Raw genomic sequence first — 25,759 nt, 5'->3', positions numbered from 1 at the left:
GGAATGGCCACGACAGAAAAAGTCCCTTCCCTCTTCTCGCACCAGGCCTTCCGGCGGGTGTTCATGGCCGCGGCGGCCAGCCTGGTCGGCGTCGAGATCGCCTTCGTCGCGCTGCCGCTGGTCGCCATCTCGGCGCTGAACGCCTCCCCCGGCCAGGTCGCGGTGATCGGCGTGCTGGACACGATGGCGTTCCTGCTGATCGGGCTTCCGGCGGGCGCGTGGCTGGATCGGACCCGGCGGCGCTGGGTGATGGTCGTCGCCGACCTGGGCCGCGCCCTGCTCATGGCCTCGATCCCCGTCGCCTGGCTGATGGGCGTCCTGACGATCTGGCAGTTGTTCGCGGTGGCGCTGCTCACCGGGGTGGGGCGGGTCTTCTTCGACGTGGCCAGCCTGAGCTACCTGCCGACGGCCGTCGGCAGGGAACGCCTGGTCCAGGCCAACTCCTACCTGCAGTCCTGGGACGCCGGCGCGACCGTGGCGGGACCGAGCCTGGGCGGCTTCCTGGTCCAGCTGGCCGCCGCGCCCATCGCGATCGCGGTCACCGCGACGACCTATCTGTGGTCGGCGCTGTGCCTGTTCGGCATCCGGGTCAAGGAGCCGGAGCCGGAACGCCGGGCGGACCGGCACCTGGCGCGCGAGGTCGGCGAGGGCGTCTCCTTCGTGCTGCGCCATCGGCTCCTGCGGCCGATCGCGCTGCAGGGCGCGGTCACCAACCTGTTCCTCATGGTGGGCATCATCTCGATCCCGCTGGTGTTCACCCGCCTGCTCCACCTGAACGCCGGCGACATCGGCATCTTCTTCACCTTCGGCGGCGTGGGCATCCTGATCGGCTCGTCGATGGCCAGGCGGGTGGCCGACCGCATCGGCTACGGTCCGTCGCTGTGGCTGGCCGGGCTGGCCGGCGCGCCTCTGTGCCTGCTGGTGCCGCTGGTCCAGCGGGGGGTCTGGCAGTGGGTCACCTACGTGTGCTGGCTCGCGGTCACCTTGAGGATCGGCATGAACAACGTGGTCCTGGTCAGTTTCCGCCAGCGCATCACCCCCGACCGGCTGCTGGGCCGGATGAACGCCACCATGCGCTTCCTCATGACCGGCTCCCTGGCTCTCGGCGCGGGTGTCGCCGGCCTGGTCGGCCAGTTCGCCGGGGTGCGCGCCGCGCTGTGGGTGTCGGTCATCGGCCTGACGGTGGCCTGGCTGCCGGTCTATTTCTCGCCGCTGCGGTGGATGCGCGAGCTTCCGTCGGAAGAGGAAGGTTCAGATGTTCGCTCCGATGACTGAGCGCTACCTGGGTGAGGTGTCCGCGGGCAACCGGGCACTTCTGGAGGCGAAGGAGGCGGCGCCGTTCGGCCCGGCCTTCCTCGCCGCCCACGGCGGCGACCTCACGCTGCCGCGCCCGCTGTTCGTGGACGCCGAGCCCACCCGCGCGCTCGCCGCCGACCTGCACGCTCTCTACGAGCTGGTCTTCCAGCTGCCCGCGCGGCTGTTCGAGGGCGACTTCGACGCCTACCTGAAGGAACTGGGCCTGGAGCCGGCCAAGCACGCCGTCCTGCGCCGCTACCGCGCCACCCCTCTGCTGTACGGCAGGGCCGACGTCTACCACGACGGCGACTCCTACAAGGCACTGGAGTTCAACGTCGGCAGCTCCCTCGGCGGCATCGACCGATCGGCGGTCGAGGCGGGCTTGATGCGCGTACCGGCGTTCCGTGACTTCGCCGAGCGCCACGGCCTGTCCTACGTGAACGCGGCCGGGCGGCTGGCCGAGGAGTGGCGTAAGGCGGCGGCCCCGATCACCGGCGGCGCCGACCCCGTGGTGGCGTTCCTGGAGTGCGACGGCGGGCTGGAGGTGTACCTGCCGATGGTGGAGTCGCTGCGCGAGGCGATGGCGGGCCAGGGCATCGAGATGCTGCTCGGCGAGATCGGCCAGGTCACCGAGCGCGACGGCCGCCTGTGGCTGCACGGTCGCCGGATCGACCTCGTGCTCCGGTACTACACCGAGAACGAGATCGTCTCCGGCGAGGCCCCGATGGAGGCGGTCGAACGTGTCGAGCGCCTCCACGAGGAGGGCCGGGTGGTGCTGTGGGCGACGCTGGACAGCGCGCTCTACCACAGCAAGGGCTGCCTGGCGATGCTCTCCGACGAGCGGTGGCGCGCGGCGTTCACCGCCGAGGAGATCGCGCTGGTCGACCGGGTGCTGCCGCTGACCCGCACGCTCAGCACGTCCCACTCGGTGATCGAGGGCGAGCAGGTCGACCTCGTGGACTACTGCCGCGAGCACCGCGACGAGCTGATACTCAAGCCGCGCGCGAATTTCAGCAGCACCGGCATCGTGGTCGGCTGGGAGAGCGGCGAACGCGACTGGCACGAGGCGCTCGACGACGGCAGGACCACCGGCGCCATCGTCCAGCGCCGCGTACGCCCGAAGCCGTTCGAGGTCATGGATCCGGAGACGAACCAGGTGTCGCGCTGGGTGGGCGTGCTGGGGCCGTTCGTCATGCCCGGCGGGCGCTATTCCGGCTGCTACGCCAGGGCGATGCCCGAGGGCGCCAGCATCGTCAGGGGGCTGGGAGCAGGACCGTCCACGGGGGTCTTCCTGGTCGAAGGAGCAGCGTTATGACCGACCACGTGACCGAGATCTACATCGAGCGCTGCGAGGCGGGCCGCAGCGAACTGGCCAAGGCGATGAGCGACATCCGGCTGACGGAGAAGTTCGCCGCCTCCTGCGCGCACCGGCTGCTGCCGCGTCCGTTCTTCATGGAGCGCGAGCGCATCCTGGGCTTCGCCGCCGACCTGACGCGGCTGTTCGACGTGCTGGTCTCGCTGCCCGAGCGGCTGCACGCCGGCGACGTGGCCGCCTTCTGCGCCGCGCTCGGCTTCGACGCGCGCAGCTCGGCCTTGCTGGCCAAATTCCCGGAACGCCCCACCCTGTACGGCAGAGCCGACCTCTACCACGACGGAGACTCCTTCCGCCTGCTGGAGTTCAACTTCGGCAGCGCCCTCGGCGGCGCCGACCGGGCCCAGATCTCCGCGGCGCTCCTGGAGGTGCCGGCGTTCCGTTCGTTCGCCGTCGAGCACGCGCTGGACTTCGTGCACACCGGCGAGCGCGTGGCCGCGGCCCTGCGCGCCGCGGCGGCCCCGGTCACCGGCTCGCGCGATCCGGTCGTCGGCTTCGTGGAGGCGGACGGAGAGCTGGGGACGTACCTGAACCTGGTCGAGTCGTTCACCGAGGCGCTGACCGGGCTCGGCATCGAGGTGGTGCTGGGCGAGCTGAGCCAGACGGCCTACGACGGCTCCGCCCTGACCGTGGGCGGGCGTCGGGTGGATCTGGTGCTGCGCTACTTCAACATCGGCGAGATCATGGCGGCGTCCGGTGGCGAGCGGGCAGTGGAGCCGGTGCTGCGGGCGCACGCCGACGGCGCAGCGGTCCTGTTCACGACGCTCGCCAGCGAGATCTACAACAACAAGGGCTGCCTGGCGCTGCTGTCCGATGCCCGCTGCCGCGCGACCCTGACCGCCGAGGAGCTGGAGCTGGTGGACCGGGTGCTCCCCTGGACCAGGCGCCTGGTGCCCGGCGAGCTGCCGGAGCAGTGCCTGGACCAGCAGGACGACCTGATCATCAAGCCGTGGGCCGACTTCGGCGGCAGCGGCATCGTCGCGGGCTGGGACGTGCCCGCCGGCGCCTGGCGCGCCGCCGTCGAGCAGGGGGTCGCCACCGGCGCGGTGGTCCAGCGCCGGGTACGGCCCCGCCCAGAACCGGTGGTCAACCCCGACACCGGCGAACTGGAGCTGTGGGCGGCGGCCTGGGACGCCTTCCTCACCCCGGACGGCTACGCGGGCTCGCACATCAGGGCGCTGCCGCACGCGGAGGCGCCGATCATCGGCATGGGCGTCACCCCGGCGACCAGGACCACCGGCATCTTCCTCTACTGAAAGGTGTCCCCTTTCCGCCGGGCCGTTCGTGGTGTGGGTGTATCAGCCATTACCGCGAGGAGAGCTCTCATGGAAGCCCGGTTCGACTACGCCGCCAACCCGATCGGCGCCAAGGCCGCGAAGTACTTCGTCTCGGCGAGCAGGGCGGTGGCCGGCTCGTCGCTGCCGGCCACCACGCTGGAGCTGGTGCAGCTGCGCGTCAGCCAGATCAACGGCTGCGCCGTCTGCATCGACCAGCACACCAAGGACGCCGCGCACGCGGGTGAATCCTCGGTGCGCCTGAACCTGGTCGCGGCCTGGCGGGAGGCGACGGTCTTCACCGACGCCGAGCGGGCCGCCCTGGAACTGGCCGAGCAGGGCACCCGCGTCGCCGACGCGGCCGTCGGCGTCACCGACGAGGCATGGGCGAACGCCGCCAAGCACCACGACGAGGACCAGCTCGCCGCCCTGGTTTCGGCCATCGCCGTCATGAACGCCTGGAACCGCATGAACATCATCACCCAGCAGCCCGCGGGCGGCTACCAGCCCGGCCAGTGGGGGTGAACGGCCCCGCCGGGCCATACATCGTCGGCGCACAGCGGATGTATTAACTGCGGCGCGCACTCTGTTCTCACACGGACAACAACCGAGGAGCACAGATGAACCGTTCCGTCGTACGCGCGCACCGCTACTCCGTAGCCGAGTCCGACCTCGAGGAGTTCCTGGCCCGGCGTGGCTCGCTGATCGCCACCATCCGAGAGAGCCACCCGGGCCTCACCCACGCGGTCCTGGTCAGGCTGGAGGACGGCTCCTACACCGACACCTGGCACTGGGAGAGCGCCGGGCAGATGGGCGCCGCCTTCGCCGATCTGCCCACGTTCCCCGAGGCCCCGCTGACCATGGCACTGACCCAGGACGCCACCGCCCAGAACGGCCAGGTCATCGACGAGTCCTGACCGGCGGGCGATACGTTTCAAGTCCAGTTTCACGAAGGAGATCTGCCATGAGCACCTATGAGGGATTCTCGGCCGAGGAGCGGGCCGCGATGAAGGACCACGCCACGGAGATGAAGAAGGCGGCGCGCCGCGGCACGAAGGCCGACAAGGCCGCCGAGGCCCTGCGGGACGTGCTGGAGAAGATCGCCGAGATGCCGGAGGACGACCGGATTCTGGGCGAGCGCGTCCACGCCGTCGTCACCGCCGCCGCCCCGTCCCTCGCGCCCAAGCTCTGGTACGGCCAGCCCGCGTACGCCCTGGACGGCAAGCTCATCTGCTTCTTCCAGGGCAGGGCGAAGTTCAAGACCCGCTACGCGACGCTCGGGTTCAGCGACGACGCGAAGCTGGACGACGGCCCGATGTGGGCGACCTCCTTCGGCCTGCTCGAGATGACGCCAGAGGTCGAGGCCCGGATCACCGCGCTGGTGAAGCAGGCCGTCGGCTGAGGCCGGTATCCTCGGGAGCTCCCCCGCTCCCGGATTGGTGATCTTGCCGCGTCTCTCCCCGCCCGCCGAAGCGCCGGTCGTCTCGGGCCGTCGCGTGATCGCGGCCGTGGTGTGCGTGCAGCTGGCCGCCTCTCTCGGCTACTACGCGGTGATGGCCCACCTGGTCACGCACCTGCGCGACGACGTCGGCCTGCTCGCGGGCACGATCGCGCTGGTGCTGGGCCTGCGGGTGGCGATGCAGTACGCGCTGTTCCTGCCCTTCGGCTGGCTGGTCGACCGGATCGGTCCCGGCCTGGCGGGGGCGGCGGCGTGCGTGCTCAGGGTCGCCGCGTTCGGGCTGCTGGGGCTGGCCGACACGCTGAGCGGGTTCGTGGCCGGCGCCTTACTGCTCGCGATCGGCGGGGCGCTGTTCCATCCCGCGGCGCAGACGCTGCTGGCCAGGCTGCCCGACGGGGTGCGGCCCAAGGGCTTCGGCACGTACGTGGTGACGGGCCAGATCGCCGCGGTCGCCGGGCCGCCGGCCGGGCTGGTGCTGCTGGCGGGCGGGTTCGTGCTCGTGGCGAGCGTCTCGGCCGCCGCGTGGGCGGTGGCGGCGGTGTTGTTCTGGATGCTGCGCCGCGTGGGCGGCCCCGACGGGCGCTCCGAGGGCCTCATGCTCGCGCGGGGGGTGGCCGAGGTCGTGCGCGACCGGCCGTTCCTTCGCTTCGCCGTCGTCACCTCGCCGGGCACGCTGCTGGTCAGCCAGGCCGTGTCCGTGGTACCGCTGAGCGTCGGCCACTCCGGCCTGATCACCCTCTTCTTCTGTACGGTCGCCGTCGCGACGGCAGGCGTCCAGCCGTTCGTGGCCAGGCGGGCGGAACGGCCCTGGGTGATGCGCGGCGGCCTGCTCTTCCTGGGCGGCGGCTACCTGGTCCTGGCCGCCTACCCGGCGCTGCCGGGGTGGGAGGCGGCGGTGCTGGTGGCGGCGGCCGTACTGAGCGGGCTGGGCAACGGCCTGACCACGCCGGCCGCCTTCCAGACGATCGTCGGCCGCGCGCCAGCGGGGCGGATCGGGGTCTACAACGGCCTGTACGCCTTCGTGTCCGGGCTGGCGGCCTTCGCGGGCGGGCTGGTCATCGGGCCGTTGTTCGACGCGGGGGCCGTGGCGGCGGCGCTGATCGGGCTGGCCGCGCTGGCGGCGGTGTCGGCCGCCGCCCATCGCTAGGGCGCCGGCGGGCGGGCGGCCACCTCGGCGTCGTAGCGGCGGCGGTTGCCGTTGATCTCGTGCCGGTGCGTCCTGGCCCAGTCGCCGAGGCGGACGACGGAGTCCAGCAGCGTCGTGCCGAGTTCGGTGAGCGCGTAGTCCACGCGGGGCGGGACGCTGGGGTGGACGTGGCGCGACAGCAGGCCGTCGCGTTCGAGCTGCCGCAGGGTCCGGGTGAGCATGCGCTGGGAGATGCCGGTGACGGCGCGGTGCAGTTCGCCGAAGCGCAGGGTGCGGTCCTGGAGCTGCCCGATGACCATGATGCTCCACTTGTCGCCGATCAGCGCGAGAATCTGGAGCACCTCCCGGCACGCCTCCAGATCCGGCTCGTCGAGGGGCGGGGAGAGTACGCCGCGGGTCGCCAACACTTACCTCCGTGTGCGTCACCGACACAGATGTGCCGTCTTGTTCCCCACATTAGTAACAGGCCATGCTGCTACGAACAAAGAGTAAGGGAGCAGGTCATGGCAGAGACGCTGGTGGTCGTGGGTGCGGGTCCGGGGCTGGGAATGGGGGTCGCCCGTGCGTTCGGGCGCGCGGGCTTCCGGGTCGGGCTGATCGCGCGTACCCCGGAGAAACTGGACGCGCTGGTCGCGGAACTCACCGGCCTGGGCATCGGCGCGGCCGCCTTCCCCGCCGACATCCGCGACCGGGACGCCCTCGCCGCCGCGCTGGCCGCGGCGAAGGAGCGGCTGGGGGCGATCGACGTCCTCGAGTACGGCCCCAGCCCCACCGGGCCGATCACCAACGCCGTTCAGACCACGGTGGAGTCGGCGACGGCACAGTTCGAGCTGAACCTGCTCGGCGCCGTGCACGCGGTGGGCCAGGTGCTGCCGGACATGCGGGCCCGCGGCGACGGCGCGGTCCTGCTGACCACCGGCGTCTCCTCGACGGTTCCCGCGCCGTTCCTGGCCAACGTGGGCGCGGCGATGGCCGGACTGCGCAACTGGGCGCACTCCCTGCACGCCGAACTCGAGCCCGAGGGCGTCTACGTGGGGACGGTGACCATAGCCACCGGGATCGCCCCCGGCGGCGGCGAGGGCGACCCCGACGCCATCGGCGCCCGCTACCTGCGCATGTACCGGCAGCGTGACCAGGTGGAGGAGGTCATCGGCGACGTGGAAGCCTTCCGCGCCCTCGTCGCCCGGCACTAGCGACGGACGTGAACCACGGGTAGATCGTGCTGAGGCCGAGGCCGACGGTCACCTCCGGCCGCCCGCGCCACCGGCGCCGTCGGTGGCCGGGCGTCGGTGGCCGGGCAGGCGCGGGCGGGCGTCGGCGGGCAGGCGTCAGGGCCGCCACATGGGCCAGAATCTGGCTCCGTCCGGCAGGACGATCGGGCGGCGCTCGACGTAGCCGTGCCTGGCGTACAGGCGGCTGCTTTCCGGGCTGGCGGACTCCAGGTAGGCGGGCAGGCCGTTCAGGGTGGCGTGGTGGTGGTCCATCAGGGCGCTGCCCAGGCCGCGGTTCTGGTGGTCCGGGTGCACGGCCAGGAACAGCAGGTGGTGGTGGGGCGCGTGAGGATGGTGCTCCTCCAGGAGCTCGTCCACGATCTGGAAGCGCTCCCGATGCTCTCCCACCGCCTCCGCCAGACGCCCGTCGTAGTCGTCCGGCGCGGGCAGAGGCGCCTCGCGGTGGAACCAGACGGCGGCGCCCAGCAGGCCGGACTCATCGGCGACGAGGTCGATGTGACCGTTCTTGAGCGCGTCCTCGACGAGGATGGCGGCCCAGGCGGACATGACCGGTGCGCGCCGTTCCGGGTCGGAGATCATGTACGCCACAACCCCCAGACCGGCGAAGGCGGTGCCGACCAGGGCAGCCACCTGGTCGACGTCGGTGTAGTCGGCCCGGTGAACGACGCGGGACTCGGACACGGGTGTGCTCCTTCGGGGTGGCGGATCAGGACGCGACGGCCTTGGCGCCCTGGCCGATCTGGAGGTAGATGCCGGGGCGGTGGCGTTGCAGGACGAAGGCCCAGATCAGGCCGAGTACGGCGGCGATGCCGTACAGGCTGGGCAGGATGACCGCGATCGGCTCGCCCTCGGGCACGCCGAGCAGGGTGGAGAAGTTGGTGACGGCCAGCCCGAGCATGACCACCAGGATGACGGCGGCGGCCACCGGGGCGATGAGGGCGTGGGTGCGGGGTTCGGTGTGGGGGTTGCGGGCGAAGTAGATCGGCACGGAGATCGCGGTCACGGTGAGCAGCACCAGGATGCCGAAGCCGCCCAAGGTGCCGCCGAAGTAGAACAGCTGGACCATCGGGTCGAGTCCGAGGACGGCGTAGACGACGATGACCAGCAGGCCGAGGCAGCTCTGGGCGATGGATCCGGTCTTGGGGGCGCCGGTGCGGGCGGTGGTGCGGCCGAACACCTCGGGCAGCACGCGTTCGCGGCCGAGCGCGAACAGGTAGCGGGCGCTGGTGTTGTGGAAGGAGAGCATGGCGGCGAAGGTGCTGGTGATGAAGAGGACCCGGCCGATGGTGGCGACCACGTCGCCCATGTGGTCGGCGGCGAGGATGAAGATGGTCTCCGCGCTGTCGCGGCGGGCGACGGCGGCGATGTTGGCGGGACCGATGGCCACCTGCATGACCCAGGACGACAGCGCGTACACACCGGCGATCACGGCGACGGACAGGTAGGTGGCGGCGGGGATGGTGCGGCGCGGGTCGCGCGACTCCTCGGAGAACACGACGGCGGCCTCGAACCCGACGAACCCCAGGATGGCGATGACCAGCAGCGCCCCGATCCCGGGCGAGAACAACGCGGCCGGTGACAGCGCCTCCCAGGCCAGCGACGCCCCGGCGGGGTTGAGCAGGTCGGCCAGGTCGAACAGGAGGATGATCGCGATCTCGGCGGTCAGCAGGACGGCCAGCACGCGGCCGTTGAGGTCGACGCGGGACAGGCCGAGCACCGCGACCAGCGCCCAGGCCACCACGGCGATGATCCACCAGGGCAGGGTGATGCCGAGCCAGGCGGCCAGCAGCGGGACGGAGGCGGCGCCGAACACACCGTACAGGGCGACCTGGATGGAGTTGTAGGCCAGCAGCGCCCCCCAGGCGGCGGCTACTCCGGCGGGACGGCCCAGGCCGTGGGTGACATAGGTGTAGAAGGCCCCGGCGTTGGCCATGTAGCGGGCCATCGCCACGTACCCGACGGCGAACAGCGCGAGGACCGCGCCGACCACGAGGAACGCGATCGGCAGGCCGGTGATCCCGGTGACGGCGTAGCCGGTGGTCACCACTCCGGCGATGACGCTGAGCGGCCCGGCTGCCGACAGGACGAAGAACGCGACGGCGGGCACGCCGAGGCGGTTGGCGGCCAGCGCGGCGGTGATCCGGTCGCCCGGGGGGTGGCGATGCTGCGTGGTCACGGGGGTCCTTTCCAGGGGAGTCAGAGGCGGCGGGTGCGGTAGGTGAGGACGGCGTTGCCGACGGCGGCGCGTACCTGGCGGGCCAGGACGGTCAGCGGCGCGGGCAGGGCGCGCAGGACGGTCGCCAGATAGGCCTCGCCGGTCCGGCGCATGGCGGGGTCGTTCAGCAGCACGGGGGTCAGGCCGCACGCGTCGACCAGGGCGAGGAGCATCATGTCCTGGTCGGGGACGGGACGGTGCGCGACCAGGCAGCCCCGCAGCCGCTCCGGGGGCCAGGCGGCCCGGCCGAAGACGGCGCGGGAGGCGTAGCGGTAGCGGCACTGGCGGTTCTTGAGCAGGCGGGGCTGTTCGCGGACGAGCAGCCCGTCGCCGATGAGCCGGTCGGCGACCATGGTGGTGGCCTGGCTCTCCATGTAGGCCAGCCAGGTGGGGATCGAGGTGTGCTGCGGGTGCGCGACCAGTTCGGCCAGCACGCTGGCGGCCAGGGGGTCCTGGACGGCGCCCCGGCCGACGACGACGAGCTGTTCTTCGCGTACGGCCAGCCGTCCGGCGAACACCAGCTCGCCCAGCAGGGCTCCGGCCAGCGCCAGGGCGATGCCGTGCGGGTGCAGGCGGGGTTGCCCGGAAATGGTGACGTCCCAGGCTACGAGGAACAGATCGTCAGCCAGGGGAAGGACGGGTCGGGATGTCATGGGGATCGGAGGGGGACGAATCGGTCAGGCTGCTCCCTCGGGCGCGCGGGTGCGGGCTGTGGGGTGACGAGGGGTGCCAACGACGGTGCGATCCATTCCGGGCCTCCTGTCGGGATTTGCCGGCACGCAAATCCGCACTTTTCCAACCCGGCTGATCATGGTGAATACACCCACAGGGCGTCAAGCATCACTTGACTCTTCACAAGTATCGGCATGAACATAAATCACGATATGTCTCTCCGTTAGCGCAGATGGCGCTTAACGTGGGGTTCTATGCCGGGCTCGCAGCTTATGAGGCCACTATGAGGGTGATGGGCAATTTCGCCATGTCAAATGTGACTTGCCCTCATTTCAGCCGAGCCGCCAGGCCGTCCAGGACACATGCGAGCCCGTCCTCGAACTCCCGCTCCCGGGCTTCCCGCTGGTCCTGGCCGCGCTGGTCCGCGTACAGGGCGGCGAGCCTGGGGTAGGCCCTGACGGCCTCTTCGGCCGCGGGCCACAGGCGTTCGGCCCATTCCTGCTCGTTCTGGCCGCGGCGGGCCAGCCTCGTCAGCCACGCGGCCTCGCTGGCCGCCCGCCCGATGATGTAGGCCATGACCGTGTTCAGCGCCCGGTCGGCGGCCTTCAGGGAGAAGCCGCCCGCCTCGAACACCGCGAGCGTGCCCTCCGACATGCGCAGCACGTTCGGTCCCAGGTAGGCCACTCCGGCCTCGCCGAGCACGGATCCGATCCAGGGATGGCGCAGCAGTCCCGCCCGGACGTTCCGGGCGAACCCCGCGATGTCCGCCCGCCAGTCCTCCCCCGGCGCCGGCGGCTCGATCTCGCCGTAGACCTCGTCCACGACCAGTTCGAGCAGTTCCTCCTTGCTGGCCACGTGCGTGTACATGGAGGTGGCCCCCGCATTGAGCCGGGTGCCGAGCTTGCGCATGCTCAGGGCGTCGATGCCCTCGGCGTCCAGCAGGTCCAGCGCGGCGGCGACGATCTGCTCGCGGCTCAGCGCCGGCTGCTCCCGCCGCTGGGGTCGCGGACGGGTCCACACCGACAGTTCCTTCTCGCCGGACATGCCTTCTCCTCGCCTCGCGCACTCCCTTCCGCACAGTGTACGGCTTGCGCACACCAATCGCTCTCCGTACAGTGTGCGGAGCCCGAACACTGTACGGAGGTAGTCATGGCATCCCCCTTCCCCACTGACCGGTGGCAGGCCAGGCTCGACGAGCTGCGCGCCGCCCACCACGTGCCCGGAGCCACGCTGGCGGTGCTGACCGGCGGCACCGTCCACGAGCTGGCCAGCGGGCTGCTGCACCGCGGCACCGGCGTGCGCGCCACACCCGACTCGGTGTTCCTGGCCGGTTCGCTGGCCAAGGTGTACACCGCCACCCTCGTGACGCAGCTGGCCGCCGAAGGTGAGCTGGACCTGGACGCGCCCGTGGCCGGCGTGCTGCCCGAGTTCGGCACCCCCGACCCGGACGCCACCGCGACGATCACGATCAGGCAGTTGCTCTCGCACACCGGCGGCATGACCAACGACTTCATGTACGACTCGGGACGGGGCGACGACTGCCTGGCCAAGTACGTCCGGGCGTTGCGCGAGGTGCCGCTCGACTGCCCGCCCGGCATGGTGCTGTCCTATGGCAGCTCCGGCTACGTGGTGCTGGGCCGGCTGGTCGAGGTGCTGACCGGCCGGACCTGGGACCAGGCGCTGAGGGAGCGAGTGTTCGAGCCGCTGGGCCTGGAGCACTCGATGACGCTGCCGGAGGAGGCGCTGCGCTTCCGCACCGCGATGGGCCACATGGGCGAGCCCGGCCGGGAGCCAGAACCGGCGCCGATCTGGGACATGATGCCGCGCTCGGCGGGGCCGTACGGGAGGGTGATCGTCTCGGCGGGGGACGTCGTGCGCTTCGCCAAGATGCACCTGGACGGCGGGCTCGCCCCCGGCGGGGCCCGCGTGCTGCCCGCCGACGCGGTCGCCGCGATGCGGCGGCGCGAGGCCGACAGCCTGGACAAGTGGAGCGTCTCGGCCGACGGCTGGGGCCTCGGCTGGACCCTGCACGACTGGAACGGGGTCCCCGGCTTCGGCCATGACGGCAGCGCCGTCTCCCAGTTCTCCTTCCTGCGCGTGCTGCCCGGCGCGGGCGTGGCCGTCGCGCTGCTGGCCAACGGCGGTGCGGCCGGCCGCCTGTACGCCGACCTGTTCCGGGAACTGCTCGGCGAACTGGCCGGGGTGCACATGCCGCCGTCCTTCGCCCCGCCGGCGAACCCGCCGGAGGTGGACCTGACGCCGCTGGCAGGAACGTACCCGCGGGCCGGGGTCGTCACGACCATCAGCCGGGGCGCGGACGGCGGCGGGCGCCTGCGCTACGAGTTCGTCGATGAGATGCGGCACTTCTCCCCGCCGCTGGAGGCCGATCTGGTGCCGGTGTCGCGGACGGCGACCGCCACGGTGTTCGCCGCGGCGGGCATGCCGGTCGGGGAGGAGTTCTGGCCGGTGGTCTGCGCCACGCTGCCGGACGGCAGGCGGTACGTGCAGGTCGGCATGCGCGTCGCCGTCAAAGCGCCTTAGTTCGGCTTGGGCATCTGCTGGGTCGCGCAGTGGATGCCGCCGCCGCCCTCGCCGAGGGTGTCGACGGGCACCTGGACCACCTCGCGCCCGGGATAGAGGTCACGGACGATGGCGGCGGCGTCCTTGTCGGCCTTCTTGTCGCCGAAGCGGGGCAGGATGACGCCGTCGTTGACCACGTAGTAGTTGACGTACGTGGCGAGGAAGCCCTCGCCGCGGCGGCCGATGTCGACCGGCTCGGGCAGCTCGACGAGCTCCAGCCGCCTGCCGCGCGCGTCGACGGCCGTGTCGAGCACCTTGCGCGCCTGGTCGTAGGCGCCGGTCCAGACGTCCTGGGGAGCGTCGTCCGGCGGGGTGCTGATCACCACGACGCCGGGCTCGGAGAACCGGGCCAGGGCGTCGATGTGGTAGTCGGTGATGTCCTTGCCCTTGACGCCCTTCACCCAGATGAAGGTGGTCGCGCCGACGGTCCGCGTCAGCGCGCTTTCGATGTCGGCCCGGCTCTTGCCGGGGTTGCGGTTGTCGTTGATCAGTGAGCTCTCCGTGGCCATCAGCGTGCCCGCGCCGTCGACCTCGATCGAGCCGCCCTCCCCGACGATCGGCGCCTGGATCCTGGTGACGCGCTCCCTGGCCAGGATCTGCCGGGCGACGTCCTTGTCGCGTGAGTGCTTCTGCTTGCGGCCCCAGCCGTTGAAGTTGAAGTCGACGCCGGCGATGTCCTTGCCGCGCAGCACGAAGGTGGGGCCGGTGTCGCGCATCCACAGGTCGTCGACCGGGATCGGCACGACCTCGACCTGTGAACCGCAGGCGCGCTGCGCGGCCTTGACGTCGCCGGGGTTGGCCAGGAGCACCACCGGCTCGAAGGCGGCGATCGCACGGGCGATGCCGGCGATGTCGTCGCGCACGCCCGCGGTGTCGGACTTCCAGATGAGCTCGGTCGGCCACGACATGAACGTCTTCTGGTGCGGATGCGTCTCCTCCGGCATCAGCCATCCGGCGGCCTTCGGTGTGGGCCCCTGCTTCGCCGCCCCGGACCCCGTCACGGACGCGCCGCAGGCGCTCAGCGCGCCCCCCATAGCCGCAAACATCGCTGTTTGTAGCGTCTGACGTCGAGAAATACGCATCACAGTCCCCCTGACTGAAATTTTGGTTAGGATGCAGCCTAGCCGGGCGGCCGGGGTACCGACGCCAGCAGGAGCCGGGTGTAGGCGTGTCGTGGATCGGCCAGCACGGACGCCGTCGTACCGCGTTCGACGACCTCCCCCCGCCGCATGACCACCAGATGGTCGGTGACCTGACTCACCACGCCGAGATCATGGGTGATGAACAGGAACGCGGTGCCGGTCCGCTCACGCAGGTCGGCCAGGAGGTTGAGGATCTGCGCCTGGACGCAGACGTCGAGGGCGGCGACCGCCTCGTCCAGGACGAGGACGGCCGGTTCGACCGCGAGCGCGCGGGCGATGGCCACCCGCTGGCGCTGGCCGCCCGACAGGTGGCGCGGCAGCGCGTCCGCCTCCCGCTCCCCCAGACCCACCTGGTCGAGCAACTCGGCGATCCGCCGCGCGTGGTCGAGGCCGGGGAAGTGCAGCTTCAGGGTCTCCCGCAGCACCGTCCTGGCGCTGAGCCGAGGGTCCAGCGACAGGAACGGGTCCTGGAAGACGATCTGCGCCTCGCGGGCCAGGCGCAGCCGTCCGGCACGGCCGCGCCGCCGGACGGAGCGGTCGTGCCCGCCCACGGTGACGCGTCCGGCGTCGGGGCGCTCCAGGCCGAGGACGATGCGGGCGGTGGTGGTCTTGCCCGACCCCGACTCGCCGACGACGCCGAGCGAGCCGCCTTCGGCCAGCGTGAAGCTGACGTCGCGGACCGCCTGGACGCTTCCGTAGGACTTGGACAGCCCGTCGACTTCAAGCACGCTCTCCCCCTGGGATGCCGTGGTGGCAGGCGACCTGGGCGATCAGCTCGGGTGGATCGGTGCGGCACACGGCCGTCGCCAGCGGGCAGCGCGGGGCGAAGGCGCAGCCGATGAGCTCGGTCCGCGGATCGGGCGGCTGCCCGGGAATGGTGGCCAGCCGTGCCCGCGGCGCCTCCACCCGCGGGGTGGCCGCGAGCAGGGCCGCTGTGTACGGGTGGCGCGGGCGGGAGAACACCGTTCCCGCCGGCCCGCTCTCCGCGATCCGGCCCGCGTACATGACGTGGACACGGTCGGCGATGGCCGCGGCGAGCTCCAGATCGTGGGTGACGAACAACAGCCCGGTCCCGTACCGCCGCCGCACCTCGGCCAGCAGGGCCACGATCTCGGCCTGGGTGGTGATGTCGAGCGCGGTGGTCGGCTCGTCGCACAGCAGCAGCTTCGGATCGCCCATCAGCGCCCCGGCGATCATGACGCGCTGCAGCATGCCGCCCGACAGCTCGTGCGGGTACTGCCGCAGCACCCGTGCTTCCAGACCGACGGCGGCCACCAGCTCGCGGGCGCGATCCCGCGATCCGGGCCGCCCCTCGACCAGGAAGTCACCGATCCTGCGCAGCGGGTTGATGCCCGCCCGCGGGTCCTGAAAGATCATCGCGACGGTACGGCGGCGCAGCTCCCGAAGCCGGGCAGGGGTCAGCGTGAGCACGTCCTGCCCCGCGACCTCCACGCCGCCCTCGACCTCGGCTCCGTCGGGAAGCAGCCCGAGCACGGCCCGCGAGGTGAGGCTCTTGCCCGAGCCGGACTCCCCGACCAGCGCCACGGTCTCGCCCTCGCCCACGGTCAGCTCGACGCCGTCGAGGACGGGCCGCGGCGTGCCGGGCAACCACATCCGCAGGCCGGTGACGCGCAGCACGCTCATGCCCGCCTCCGTGACACGCGGTCGGCCCAGTGCTCGGCGACGACGTTGAACGCCACCACGGTGAGCACGATCGCCGCGCACGGCAGGATGGCCGACAGGGGGTGGCCCTGGAGCAGGGCGGACTGGCCGTCGTTGATCATCGATCCCCAGGTGGGTGTGAGGGGCGGTACGCCCAGGCCCAGGTAGGACAGGGCGGACAGGTCCAGCAGGGCGTAGCCGAAGTTGACCGAGGACTGGGCGAGCACCACGGGCGCGATGTTGGGGATCAGGTGGCGCGCGCAGATGGACAGGCCGGAGAAGCCCTGCACCCGGTAGGCGGCCAGGTAGGGGCGCCGGCGTTCGGAGAGGGTGAGGTCGCGGGCCAGGCGGCTGACGTACGGCAGGTAGGCCAGGGAGAGGGCGATGACCGGGGCGGCCAGGCCGGTGCCGTACAGGGAGACGAAGACGATCGCCACGAGCAGGGCGGGGAAGGCGAGCAGCAGTTCGGCGGCGCGCGACAGCAGCGTGTCGGGCCAGCCGCCGAACCAGCCGGCGGCGACGCCGACCAGAACTCCCGCGACGGTGGAGAACAGGACGACGGCGATCGGTCCCAGCAGCGAGGTGCTCGCGCCGGCGACGAGCCGGGAGAGGGTGTCGCGGCCGGCGGCGTCGGCGCCGAGCGGGTGGGCCGGGGACGGGCCGGTCAGGGCGGCGCCGAGGTCGGTGGCGTTGGGGTCGTGGGGCGTGAGCAGGGGCGCGGCGATCGCGACGAGGACCATCAGCGCGGCGAAGACAAGACAGGTCAGGTAGAGACCGTGCCGCGAGGCACGCGGGCCGCGCAGGATTGCGCCGGCGGCGGTCATACGGCGTCACTCCGTACGCCGAGCCGAACCCGGGGGTCGACCAGCGGGTAGCACAGGTCGACGATCAGGTTCGTCACCGTGAACAGGGCGACCACCAGCAGCGTGATGGCCTGGACGACGGGGAAGTCCTTGACCTGCACGGAGCTTTCCAGCAGCGCGCCGAGCCCGCCGATGCCGAAGGCGGCCTCGACCAGCACGGTGCTGATGACCAGACCGGACAGGGTCAGGCCGCTGACGGTGGCGACGGGGCCGAGCGCGTTGCGCAGGACGTGCCGGCGGATCACCAGGCGTTCGGGCAGGCCGCGGCTGCGGGCGACGGTGACGTGTTCGAGGGCGAGCTGGTCCTTCATGGCACCGCGCGTGACCCGCGCGAGCCAGCCGGTCCAGTACAGGGCCAGCGCCAGGGACGGCAGCGCCAGGTGGTAGATCATGTCGGGCAGCCCGTCGCCGCTGCCGATCGTCGGGAACCAGCCGAGCTGCACGGAGAACACCCACAGCAGGCCGATGGCGGCGACGAACGACGGGGTGCCGAGCGCGACCGAGGTGCCGACGAGCACCGCCGAGTCGGTGGCGGGCCCGCCCACCGCGGCCAGCCGGCCCAGGCCGATGCCGAAGACCACCACCAGCACGGCGGCCATGGTGATGAGCAGCAGCGTGCTCGGCAGCCGGGCCTCGATCAGCCCGAGCACCGGGCTGCGGTACTGCATCGACCGGCCCAGATCGCCGGTGAGCACGCCGCCCGCCCACTTCAGGTACTGCAGGAGGAACGGGTCGTCCAGGTGGTACTGGGCCCGGATCGCCGCGAGCGCCTCCGGGCTGGCCGCCCGGCCGCCGAGCAGGAAGGTCTCCGGGCGGCCAGGGGCCAGGTGGACCGCGCCGAACACCAGGAACGACGCGGTCACCAGCGTCAGCGCCAGCTCCAGCAGGCGCCGCAGCATGAAGCGGGCGATCATCCGGCCGCGCCCACGTCGGCCGCCCACGGGTAGTACATGTAGGCGATGGAGGTCGGGGCGCCGGTGATGCGCCTGCTGAGGTACAGGGACGTGGGCCATTCGGCGACGGGGATCCAGAGCACCTGCTCGGCCTCCTTCCGCCCCAGCCCGGCGGTCAGCGCCGCCCGCTTGACCGGGTCGTACTCGGCGACGGCCTGGTCGACGAGCGCGTCGTAGGCGGGGTCGGCGTAGCCCATGTAGTTCTCGAAGCCGTCGCTGCGGAAGATCGAGTAGCTGGCCAGCGGGTCGGTGATCGACAGGTAGTAGGTGCAGGGGAACAGGTCGACGGCCGCGCGGGCCTTCGGGTCGGAGAACAGCGCGGTGTAGGCGTCGGGCGCGATGGTCTTGAGCTCGACGTCGAGGCCGATCTCGGTGCCCGCCGCCTGTACGGCCGTGGCCAGCAGCGACACGTCGGTGCCGATGGGGCTGGTCGCCACGGTGATCTTCTTGCCGGTGGCGCCGGCCTGCCGGACGAGCTCCCTGGCCGCGGCCACGTCGCGCTTGGCGCCCGGCGGCGCTTGCGTCTGCTTCGGCCAGGCGTCGCGGGGCGCGGGCGCCGCGGCGATCGAGCCGACGCCCTGCAGGCCCGTCTTGACGAAGCCGTCGCGGTCCAGGGCCAGCGACAGCGCCCGCCGTACGCGGACGTCGCTCAGTGTGCCTTCGAGGTTGGTGAAGGCGAGGTTGACCGTGGTCAGGCTCTTGCCGAAGTAGAGCGTGCCCTTGCCGCCCGCGCGCAGGCCGGCGTAGCTGTCGGGGGCGATGAGGTAGCCGCCGTCGACCTCGCCGGTCAGCATCGCGTTGGTCCTGGCGGCCGGGTCGGTGATGAAGCGGAAGGCGACCTGTCCGGCCTTCGCCTTCTTGCCCCAGTAGCCGGGGAAGCGGTCGAGCGCGATCGACTCGCCCTTGCGCCACGGGCCGAGCCGGTAGGGGCCGGTGCAGTCGACGCCGCCGTCCGGGTTGCCGTAGTCGCGGCCCTTGGCCTGGACCGCGCGCGGGTTGACGACCGTTCCCGCGGAGGTGGCCATCCACTGGTTGAACTGGGAGTCCGGCCGCTTCAGCCGTACGGTCACCTCCATCGGGCCGCTCCTGCCGATCGAGGCGACCCGGTCGAAGGACTTGGCCCAGTAGGAGCCCAGGGCGGCGTCCAGGTGGCGGCGCAGGCTGAAGACGACGTCGTCGGCGGTGACCTCGCCGCCGCCGTGGTACTTCACCCCGGGCCGGATGCGGTAGACGAACGTCTTCGCGTCCGGCTGCTTCACCTCCTCGGCCAGGCCGGGCTCCAGGCCGAGCTGCGGGGTCCAGCGCATCAGGCTCTCGCAGATGTTGGACAGGATCATGTTCTGCGGGTAGTCGAAGGCGTAGATGTAGTCGAGCGTCGGCGGCTCGGCGTAGATGGACCAGGTGAAGCCGTCGATCTCGCCCTTGGCGGGCGGCGTCGTGGGCGACAGCGTGAAGCTCGTGCCGGCGGTGGAGTGGGGGGTGGCGGCCCCGCCGCAGGCCACCGCCATGAAGGTGAGGGCCGTGAGTGCTGCGATCCGCATGGGCTCTCCCTGAGGTCAGATCGGGCGGGTCAGCGCGCCGTAGAGCTCCGGCCGCCGGGTGTTGATCAGGCCGAACTCCAGCCAGTCGCGCCGCTGGTCCAGATCGAGGTCGGCGACGAGCACGGCGGGCCGGTCCCGCGGGGCGCGCAGCATCACGCGGCCGTAGGGGTCGGAGATGAACGACGAGCCGTAGAAGGTGATGAGCCCTTCCGCGCCGACCCGGTTGGGCACCACCATGAACAGGGCGTTGGCCAGCCCGTTGGCGGAGATGGCGTGCTCCCACAGGGGCCGGGTGTCGAAGTGCGGCAGTTCCGGCTCCGAGCCGATCGCCGTCGGGTGGACCAGCACCTGGGCGCCCTCCAGCGCGTAGGTCCTGGCCAGCTCGGGGAACCACTCGTCCCAGCAGGTGGGGAAGCCGAACCTGGCGCCGCGGATCTCGGTCACGGGGAAGCCGGTGTCGCCGGGGCGGAAGCACAGGTCCTCGTGGTAGCCGGGGAAGCGCGGGATGTGCAGTTTGCGGGTGCGCGCCAGCAGGGCGCCGTCCGGGTCCACGCAGATCGCGGTGTTGTAGCCGAGGCCGCCGTCGGTGGCCCGCTCGTACAGGGAGGCGTGCACCACGACGCCCAGGTCCGCGGCCAGTTCGGTGGCGAGCGCGGTGGTGGGGCCGCCGGGCAGGTCCTCCATGTGGCGGGCGGCGTCCTGCGCCCGCGTCTTGTCGGCGGCGAAGTAGGGGCTGCGGGTGAGCTCGGGCAGGCAGACCACCTCGGCGCCGAGGCCGGCGGCCAGGCGTACCCCGGTGCGCAGGGCCTCGTCGTGGGCCCGTTCGTCGGGCTGCCAGCGCATCTGGACCAGGCCCACTCGCAGGAGCGTGCCGGGTTCCGTGCCGGGCCGGGCCGGTGAGCCGAGCGGCGAGCCGTAGGAGGTCAGTTCGACGTAGTTCACGAGGCCTGCCCGGCGGCCGGGATCTGCTGGGTGACGCAGTGCACGCCGCCACCGCCGTAGGCGATGACCGGGGTGCGCACGCCGACCACGGTGCGGCCGGGGAAGGCGCCGGCGATGACGGCCAGGGCCTTCTCGTCGGCCTCGGCCCCGGCGACGGGGACGACCACGCCGCCGTTGGCCACGTAGAAGTTCAGGTAGCCGACCTCGATCCGCTCTCCGGCCACCTCGGTGAACGCGCTCTGGGGCAGTTCGACGAGCTCGAACGATCTGCCCGCGGCGTCGGTGGAGGCCTCCAGGACCGCCTTGTTGGCGCGCATGCGGGCGTAGTCGGGGTGCCCGGGGTCGTCGGGGAGCTGGATGAGCACCTTGCCGGGGGCGGTGAACGCGGCGACGCCGTCCACGTGGCCGTCGGTCTCCCGGTCCTCCAGCCCGCCGTACGGCAGCCAGATCACCTTGGTGACGCCCAGCCTGGCCTTGAGCTCGTCCTCGATCTCGGCGCGGGTCAGGCCGGGGTTCCTGTTGGGGTGGAGCAGGCACTGCTCGGTGGTGATCAGCGTGCCTTCGCCGTCGACGGTGATCGCGCCGCCCTCAAGGATCATGCCGGACTCGACGCGGGTGACGCCGAGGCGCTCCAGGAGCAGGGCGGAGATCCTGTCGTCGTGGTCCCAGGGGTGGTGCTTGCCGCCCCAGGAGTTGAAGCGGAAGTCCACGCCGGCGCGGGAGCCGTCCGGGCCGAGCACGAAGATCGGGCCGGAGTCGCGCAGCCACGAGTCGTCGATCGGCAGCTCGACCACCTCGACCGTGTCGCCGCACTGCGCACGCGCCTGTTCTCCCTGGCCGGGCAGCGCCACCATCGTCACCGGCTCGAACCGCGCGACGGCGCGGGCCACCGCCGCGTACTCCTGCCGGGCGGAGGTGAGCACGTCGCCCCACAGTTCCTCCCGGGTCGGCCAGGCCATGAGGCAGCCGTCATGGACGGCCCATTCGGCGGGCATACGCATGATCACTCCTGTCTGAAAATTCAGTCAGCCTTACGGAGTTGCTATAGTGCCCACCGACTGAAGATTCAGTCAAGGTGTCCCCGACCCTGCGACGTGAGGTGAAATGTCGTCCGATCGCCAGCGGCAGATCCTGGAAGCGGCCGTCCGCGTCATCGCCCACAGCGGCGTGCGCGGGCTACGGGTGGAAAAGCTGTCCGCCGAGGCCGGAGTGTCGACCGCGCTGATCTACTACCACTTCGGCGACCGGGCCGGGCTCATGCGCAAGACGCTGGAGTTCGTCAACGAGCGCGCCGGCCGCTACACGCACGAGGCCATGGAGATCGGCAAGGACCCGCGCGAGCAGCTCGAACTGCTCCTGCTCCTCGAACTGCAGGACACCCCCGCGGTCCGGGAGAACAGCGCGGCCTGGGGTGAGCTGCGGGCCAGCGCGGTCTTCAACCCCGACCTGCGCGAGCCGCTCAGCACCTCCACGCGCGGCTGGGTCGACGACCTCGCCGCCATGATCAGGCAGGCTCAGGCGGCCGGGCTGGCCGCCGCGCGGGCCGACCCGCTCGACGTGGCGGAACGGCTGACCGCCCTGGTCGAAGGCGTGAGCGAACGCTGGCTCAGCGGATCGATGACCCTGGAGCGCGCCCGCGAGCTGGTGGGGGGCGCCGTCATCGCGGAGCTCGGGGAAGCGTCGAGTCACGTTCGACCAGACGGGTCGGCAGGGCCCGCGTGACGGGGGCCGCGGCCCTGCCCTCCAGGAGGTCGGCGAGGAGCTCGGCTCCGTACCGGCCCATGAGGCGCGGGTTCAGGTCGATGGCCGTGATCGGCGGCTTGGCGCTCCAGAGGGAGGAGTGGTCGACGCACGAGGCGATGAGCATGTCTTCGGGTACCCGGATGCCGTGCCGTTCCGCCGCCTGGAGGATGCCGAGCGCGCCGCCCTCGGGCGCGCTGACGACGGCGTCGATCTCCGGGTGATCGTTCAGTAGCCGGTCGGCGGCCTGGTACCGGGACTCCGCCGAGTCGACGAAGGGAGTCTGGCTGATGAGCGGAGGCTGACCGCGCGCGGCGCACCAGTCGAGGTAGGCGGCGTGCACGTCGCTGCCGAACGCGGTGTCGCCCGCCAGGCCGAGCAGCCCGATCGTCGTGGCGCCCCGCCGCGCGAGGTGGCCGAGCAGTTCGTGAACGGCGGCGCGGTTGTCGGCCGTCACCACGCCGGCGAACCTGACCGGCGAGCCCAGGTCGCGCTCGCAGCTCACGATGGGCACGTCGAGCCCGGCCAGCGTGTCGAGCACGGGATCGGTGAGCATGGGGTCGACGACGATGAGGCCGTCCAGGAGATCGGCGGAGATCTTCTGCCGGGCGTCGGGCCTGATGGGCATCAGGGTCAGCGTGAGGTCACGGGCGAAGGCCGCGTCGGCGGCGCCGAGCGCGACGTTCATGTAGTAGTCGAGGCCGGAGGCCCGGTCGGGCAGGTACAGCCCGATGGCGCCGGTACGGCCCTGGCGCAGGCGGCGCGCGTTCGGGCTGGCGTGGTAACCGAGGCCGGCGGCCACGGCCACGACGCGGTCCCTGGTGGCGGCGGGCAGGCGGCCCTTGCCGTTGAGCGCGTCGGAGACGGTGGTGATCGAGACGGCGGCCGCCTTGGCCACGTCGCGGATCGTCACTCGCTTCGGCCTGCCCATGGTCGGAAATCTACCGCCTGGCCGGGACCCGAAAACTGAAAAAACGTTTCTGCAACGGCTCTTGAAGAAACGTTTTTTCGCGCACACACTGTGGCCTCTAGGCACCGGCGCCGCCCCAAGGAGGCCTCATGACGCAGGCGGAACACCCGGCCATCGAGCGGCATTCGATCGACTGGATCCCCCTCTCGGAACGCCACGGCCGGCTGTCGAGCCTCGGCGCCATCTGGTTCGTCGGCAGCCTCAACCTCACCGGCTTCGCCACCGGCGTGGTCACCCTGTCCATGGGCGCCACGCTCGTCTGGACCGTCGTCGCCACCGTGCTCGGCTCCCTGTTCGGCACGTTCTTCATGGCCTTCCACTCGGCGCAGGGCCCGCAGCTCGGCCTGCCGCAGCTCGTGCAGTCCAGGCCGCAGTTCGGGTACGTGGGCGCGGCCCTCACCGTCTGGGTGTTCGCGCTGGTCAACTACATCGGCTACAACACCTCCGACGCCCTGCTGGCCGGGGACGCGATGCACTCGCTGTTCGGCCTGCCGGACTGGCTCGGGTACGTGCTCGCCGCCGCGGTCGCCACCGTGATCGCGCTGCTCGGCCACGACTGGATCCACGCCGTCAACCGGTGGCTGACCTGGCCGTTCGTCGCCGTCATGGCCGCCATCACGGTCGCCGCGCTGCTCACCGGCGGCATCCCCGGCTCGGCATGGGAGGCGGGGCCGTTCGAGCCGACGACGTTCATGCTGGTCTTCGTCTTCGTGGCCGGGTTCCAGCTCGGCTGGGCGCCGTACGTCTCGGACTACTCCCGCTACCTGCGTCCCGATATTTCGGTACGTCGCACGTTCTGGTGGACGTACCTGCCGAGCGCGCTGTCCGGCATCTGGGTGTTCGTCCTGGGGGCGGCGGTCTCGGCCGCGGCGCCGAAGGGCGCCACGCCGGTGGCCGCGCTACGGCTGGCCGCCGACCGCCTGTTCTCCGGATTCGGCGCCGTCGCGGTCGGCGTCCTGCTCATCGGCCTGCTGTCGATCATGGCCATCAACCAGTACGGCGGCAGCCTCACCATGATCTCCATAGCCGACTCCTTCCGCCCGGTCAGGCCCACCCGCGAGATCCGGGTCGTGACGATCGGCATCATGCTCGTCAGCGTCGGCTCGATCGCCTCGTTCGTCGGCATCGACCAGTTCGCCTGGTTCTACGCCAACGTCGTGGTCCTCCTGACGTATCTGTTCATCCCGTGGACCGCCATCAACCTCGTGGACTACTTCTTCGTCCGCCGCGGCCGCTACGTGATCGCGGAGATCTTCAACCGCGACGGCATCTACGGGCGGTGGGCGTGGCGGGGCAACCTCGCCTACGTGATCGGCCTGGCCGCCATGACGCCCTTCATGGTCGTGGCGGGCCTGTACACCGGCCCCGTCGCCGCGCTCCTCGGCGGCGTCGACTACTCCCTGTTCGTCGGCCTGCCCGTCGCGGGCGGCTGCTATCTGCTCTTCGCGCGCAGCCTCGACCTGGCCACGGAGCGTGAAGAGGTCCACTGAGAAAGGAGTCACCCATGTCCGAGATCAGCAGACGTTCGATGCTGGCCCGTACGGGTCTCGCCGCGGCGGGTCTGGCGGCGGCGCAGGCGCTCGGCGACGCCCCGGCCGCCTCCGCGGCGTCGGCCGCCGCCTGGCGGGTGCCCGGCGAGGAGACGGCGCACATCCGGACCTGGATGTCCTGGCCGTCGAGCACCACCATCTGGGGCAACCTCCTGTCCAGGATCCAGGCCGACATCGCCAAGCTCGCCAAGGAGATCGCCCGGCACGAACCGGTCACCATGTGTGCCAGCGGCTCCACGAACGCGGCGCGGGCCCGGACGCAGTGCGGCTCCACCGTCACGGTGATCAGCTCGGTCCCGGTCTCCGACTGCTGGATACGCGACACGGGCCCCATGTTCCGCGTCGACGGAGCCGGCGGCCGCGACACCATCGGCCTGAACTTCAACGCCTGGGGCGAGAACGCCACCCGATTCCTCGGCATCCCCGCCTCCGCCTACAACAACGACCGGCGTCTGGCGCAGAATCTGGCCGCGCACATCGGCCTGCCGTTCACCAGGGCCGGGGTGGTGGGTGAAGGCGGCGGGATCGAGTACGACGGCGACGGCACACTCATGGCGACGGAGAGCTGCTGGGTCAACTCCAACCGCAACCCCGGCAAGTCCAGAAGCCAGATCGAGGCGGAACTCCTGGCCCGCTTCGGCGCGACCAAGATGATCTGGCTGCCCGGCGTGCGGGGCCAGGACGTGACCGACGGCCACGTCGACGGCACCGCCCGCTACATCGGGCCGGGCGTCGTGATGGTCCAACTGGCCGGCGACGTACGCCCCGACGTGTGGACCGCCAACGCCCAGGCCATCCACGACGTCCTGGTGAACGCCACCGACGCCAGGGGACGCAGGCTCCGGGTCCTGACCATCGAGGGCCCCGACACGCTCCCCCGCATCCCGTCCGGCCAGCGGGACGAATTCCTCAGCTCCTACATGAACTGGACCTTGACCAACCAGGCGGTCGTCACCGCCCAGTTCGGCGACACCGCGAAGGACACGGCCGCCAGGAACGCGATCGCCGCGGCCTTCGGCAAGCCGGTGGTCATGCTCAACCTGGACAACCTCTACGGAAACGGCGGTGGCGGCGCGCACTGCGTCACCATGCAGGAACCCACCCCCTGACCCGGCCTTCGGGCGGGCACCCCCCAGGCTGCCCGCCCGT

Annotated in this window: 26 protein-coding genes; 12 read left to right on the top strand and 14 right to left on the bottom strand. The window is 71.5% G+C overall.

Going from position 1 to position 25,759, the window contains the following annotated elements; genetic code table 11:
- Positions 1 to 3: 3 nt before the first annotated feature.
- From ACIBI5_RS20975 to ACIBI5_RS20945, 7 genes are all read left to right on the top strand, one after another.
- Positions 4 to 1,275: an MFS transporter gene (locus ACIBI5_RS20975; RefSeq protein WP_397249078.1), complete on the top strand. Its 1,272-nt coding sequence runs from the start codon at positions 4 to 6 to the stop codon at positions 1,273 to 1,275.
- Positions 1,268 to 2,611 carry a hypothetical protein gene (locus ACIBI5_RS20970; protein WP_397249076.1) on the top strand — a complete coding sequence of 448 codons (1,344 nt, stop codon included), beginning with the start codon at positions 1,268 to 1,270 and terminating at the stop codon, positions 2,609 to 2,611. The genes ACIBI5_RS20975 and ACIBI5_RS20970 overlap by 8 nt, the downstream gene beginning before the upstream one ends.
- Positions 2,608 to 3,924 (top strand): hypothetical protein, encoded by a 1,317-nt coding sequence (locus ACIBI5_RS20965; RefSeq protein WP_397249074.1) that lies wholly within the window; start codon positions 2,608 to 2,610, stop codon positions 3,922 to 3,924. The genes ACIBI5_RS20970 and ACIBI5_RS20965 overlap by 4 nt, the downstream gene beginning before the upstream one ends.
- 69 nt (positions 3,925 to 3,993) lie before the next feature.
- Positions 3,994 to 4,467, top strand: a complete 474-nt coding sequence (locus ACIBI5_RS20960; protein WP_397249072.1) for a carboxymuconolactone decarboxylase family protein — start codon at positions 3,994 to 3,996, stop codon at positions 4,465 to 4,467.
- Positions 4,468 to 4,562: 95 nt separating this feature from the next.
- Positions 4,563 to 4,859 (top strand): hypothetical protein, encoded by a 297-nt coding sequence (locus tag ACIBI5_RS20955; RefSeq protein WP_397249070.1) that lies wholly within the window; start codon positions 4,563 to 4,565, stop codon positions 4,857 to 4,859.
- Between the two features lie 47 nt (positions 4,860 to 4,906).
- Entirely contained in the window at positions 4,907 to 5,344 is a 438-nt protein-coding gene (locus tag ACIBI5_RS20950) for an iron chaperone (RefSeq protein ID WP_397249068.1), read from the top strand.
- Positions 5,345 to 5,387: 43 nt separating this feature from the next.
- Positions 5,388 to 6,548: an MFS transporter gene (locus ACIBI5_RS20945; protein ID WP_397249066.1), complete on the top strand. Its 1,161-nt coding sequence runs from the start codon at positions 5,388 to 5,390 to the stop codon at positions 6,546 to 6,548.
- Here ACIBI5_RS20945 and ACIBI5_RS20940 read toward each other — a convergent pair.
- Positions 6,545 to 6,955, bottom strand: coding sequence for a winged helix-turn-helix transcriptional regulator (locus ACIBI5_RS20940; protein WP_397249064.1), 411 nt, complete (start codon positions 6,953 to 6,955; stop codon positions 6,545 to 6,547). The genes ACIBI5_RS20945 and ACIBI5_RS20940 overlap by 4 nt on opposite strands.
- Positions 6,956 to 7,051: 96 nt before the next feature.
- Here ACIBI5_RS20940 and ACIBI5_RS20935 point away from each other — a divergent pair, with 96 nt between their 5' ends.
- Positions 7,052 to 7,741, top strand: coding sequence for an SDR family NAD(P)-dependent oxidoreductase (locus ACIBI5_RS20935; RefSeq protein ID WP_397249062.1), 690 nt, complete (start codon positions 7,052 to 7,054; stop codon positions 7,739 to 7,741).
- Between the two features lie 135 nt (positions 7,742 to 7,876).
- On the opposite strand, the gene ACIBI5_RS20930 is transcribed toward ACIBI5_RS20935, so the two are convergent.
- The 4 genes from ACIBI5_RS20930 to ACIBI5_RS20915 form a co-directional block, all read right to left on the bottom strand.
- Positions 7,877 to 8,461 (bottom strand): GNAT family N-acetyltransferase, encoded by a 585-nt coding sequence (locus tag ACIBI5_RS20930; RefSeq protein WP_397249060.1) that lies wholly within the window; start codon positions 8,459 to 8,461, stop codon positions 7,877 to 7,879.
- A 25-nt stretch (positions 8,462 to 8,486) separates the two neighbouring features.
- On the bottom strand, positions 8,487 to 9,956 hold the full coding sequence (locus ACIBI5_RS20925) for an APC family permease (RefSeq protein ID WP_397249058.1): 1,470 nt from the start codon (positions 9,954 to 9,956) through the stop codon (positions 8,487 to 8,489).
- 20 nt (positions 9,957 to 9,976) lie between these two features.
- Positions 9,977 to 10,648 (bottom strand): GPP34 family phosphoprotein, encoded by a 672-nt coding sequence (locus tag ACIBI5_RS20920; RefSeq protein ID WP_397249056.1) that lies wholly within the window; start codon positions 10,646 to 10,648, stop codon positions 9,977 to 9,979.
- 346 nt (positions 10,649 to 10,994) lie between these two features.
- Positions 10,995 to 11,711, bottom strand: coding sequence for a TetR/AcrR family transcriptional regulator (locus tag ACIBI5_RS20915; protein ID WP_397249054.1), 717 nt, complete (start codon positions 11,709 to 11,711; stop codon positions 10,995 to 10,997).
- A gap of 105 nt (positions 11,712 to 11,816) precedes the next feature.
- On the opposite strand from ACIBI5_RS20915, the gene ACIBI5_RS20910 reads away from it, so the two are divergent.
- Positions 11,817 to 13,208, top strand: coding sequence for a serine hydrolase domain-containing protein (locus ACIBI5_RS20910; RefSeq protein WP_397249052.1), 1,392 nt, complete (start codon positions 11,817 to 11,819; stop codon positions 13,206 to 13,208).
- On the opposite strand, the gene ACIBI5_RS20905 is transcribed toward ACIBI5_RS20910, so the two are convergent.
- The 8 genes from ACIBI5_RS20905 to ACIBI5_RS20870 form a co-directional block, all read right to left on the bottom strand.
- On the bottom strand, positions 13,205 to 14,281 hold the full coding sequence (locus ACIBI5_RS20905) for an agmatine deiminase family protein (RefSeq protein ID WP_397249050.1): 1,077 nt from the start codon (positions 14,279 to 14,281) through the stop codon (positions 13,205 to 13,207). The two genes, ACIBI5_RS20910 and ACIBI5_RS20905, sit on opposite strands and share 4 nt — an antisense overlap.
- An 86-nt stretch (positions 14,282 to 14,367) precedes the next feature.
- Positions 14,368 to 15,117, bottom strand: coding sequence for an ABC transporter ATP-binding protein (locus tag ACIBI5_RS20900; RefSeq protein WP_397249048.1), 750 nt, complete (start codon positions 15,115 to 15,117; stop codon positions 14,368 to 14,370).
- Positions 15,110 to 16,033: an ABC transporter ATP-binding protein gene (locus tag ACIBI5_RS20895; protein WP_397249046.1), complete on the bottom strand. Its 924-nt coding sequence runs from the start codon at positions 16,031 to 16,033 to the stop codon at positions 15,110 to 15,112. Before ACIBI5_RS20895 ends, ACIBI5_RS20900 begins: the two co-directional genes overlap by 8 nt.
- On the bottom strand, positions 16,030 to 16,875 hold the full coding sequence (locus ACIBI5_RS20890) for an ABC transporter permease (RefSeq protein ID WP_397249044.1): 846 nt from the start codon (positions 16,873 to 16,875) through the stop codon (positions 16,030 to 16,032). Before ACIBI5_RS20890 ends, ACIBI5_RS20895 begins: the two co-directional genes overlap by 4 nt.
- On the bottom strand, positions 16,872 to 17,828 hold the full coding sequence (locus ACIBI5_RS20885) for an ABC transporter permease (RefSeq protein WP_397249042.1): 957 nt from the start codon (positions 17,826 to 17,828) through the stop codon (positions 16,872 to 16,874). Before ACIBI5_RS20885 ends, ACIBI5_RS20890 begins: the two co-directional genes overlap by 4 nt.
- Positions 17,825 to 19,408, bottom strand: coding sequence for an ABC transporter substrate-binding protein (locus ACIBI5_RS20880; protein ID WP_397249040.1), 1,584 nt, complete (start codon positions 19,406 to 19,408; stop codon positions 17,825 to 17,827). Before ACIBI5_RS20880 ends, ACIBI5_RS20885 begins: the two co-directional genes overlap by 4 nt.
- A gap of 15 nt (positions 19,409 to 19,423) precedes the next feature.
- A complete protein-coding gene (locus tag ACIBI5_RS20875; RefSeq protein WP_397249038.1) occupies positions 19,424 to 20,350 on the bottom strand; it encodes a nitrilase-related carbon-nitrogen hydrolase in 927 nt (308 codons plus the stop codon).
- Positions 20,347 to 21,351, bottom strand: a complete 1,005-nt coding sequence (locus ACIBI5_RS20870) for an agmatine/peptidylarginine deiminase (RefSeq protein WP_397249036.1) — start codon at positions 21,349 to 21,351, stop codon at positions 20,347 to 20,349. Before ACIBI5_RS20870 ends, ACIBI5_RS20875 begins: the two co-directional genes overlap by 4 nt.
- Positions 21,352 to 21,454: 103 nt before the next feature.
- Here ACIBI5_RS20870 and ACIBI5_RS20865 point away from each other — a divergent pair, with 103 nt between their 5' ends.
- Positions 21,455 to 22,072 carry a TetR/AcrR family transcriptional regulator gene (locus tag ACIBI5_RS20865; protein WP_397249034.1) on the top strand — a complete coding sequence of 206 codons (618 nt, stop codon included), beginning with the start codon at positions 21,455 to 21,457 and terminating at the stop codon, positions 22,070 to 22,072.
- On the opposite strand, the gene ACIBI5_RS20860 is transcribed toward ACIBI5_RS20865, so the two are convergent.
- Positions 22,008 to 23,021: a LacI family DNA-binding transcriptional regulator gene (locus ACIBI5_RS20860; protein WP_397249032.1), complete on the bottom strand. Its 1,014-nt coding sequence runs from the start codon at positions 23,019 to 23,021 to the stop codon at positions 22,008 to 22,010. The two genes, ACIBI5_RS20865 and ACIBI5_RS20860, sit on opposite strands and share 65 nt — an antisense overlap.
- A gap of 128 nt (positions 23,022 to 23,149) precedes the next feature.
- On the opposite strand from ACIBI5_RS20860, the gene ACIBI5_RS20855 reads away from it, so the two are divergent.
- Positions 23,150 to 24,550 carry a purine-cytosine permease family protein gene (locus ACIBI5_RS20855; RefSeq protein WP_397249030.1) on the top strand — a complete coding sequence of 467 codons (1,401 nt, stop codon included), beginning with the start codon at positions 23,150 to 23,152 and terminating at the stop codon, positions 24,548 to 24,550.
- A gap of 14 nt (positions 24,551 to 24,564) precedes the next feature.
- On the top strand, positions 24,565 to 25,719 hold the full coding sequence (locus ACIBI5_RS20850) for an agmatine/peptidylarginine deiminase (protein ID WP_397249028.1): 1,155 nt from the start codon (positions 24,565 to 24,567) through the stop codon (positions 25,717 to 25,719).
- The last annotated feature ends 40 nt before the right edge of the window (positions 25,720 to 25,759 follow it).

Source organism: Nonomuraea sp. NPDC050540 (assembly GCF_044457485.1).
GTDB lineage: Bacteria > Actinomycetota > Actinomycetes > Streptosporangiales > Streptosporangiaceae > Nonomuraea.
Note: the sequence above shows the minus strand (reverse complement) of the source record. Positions and strands in the feature narration are given on the sequence as shown.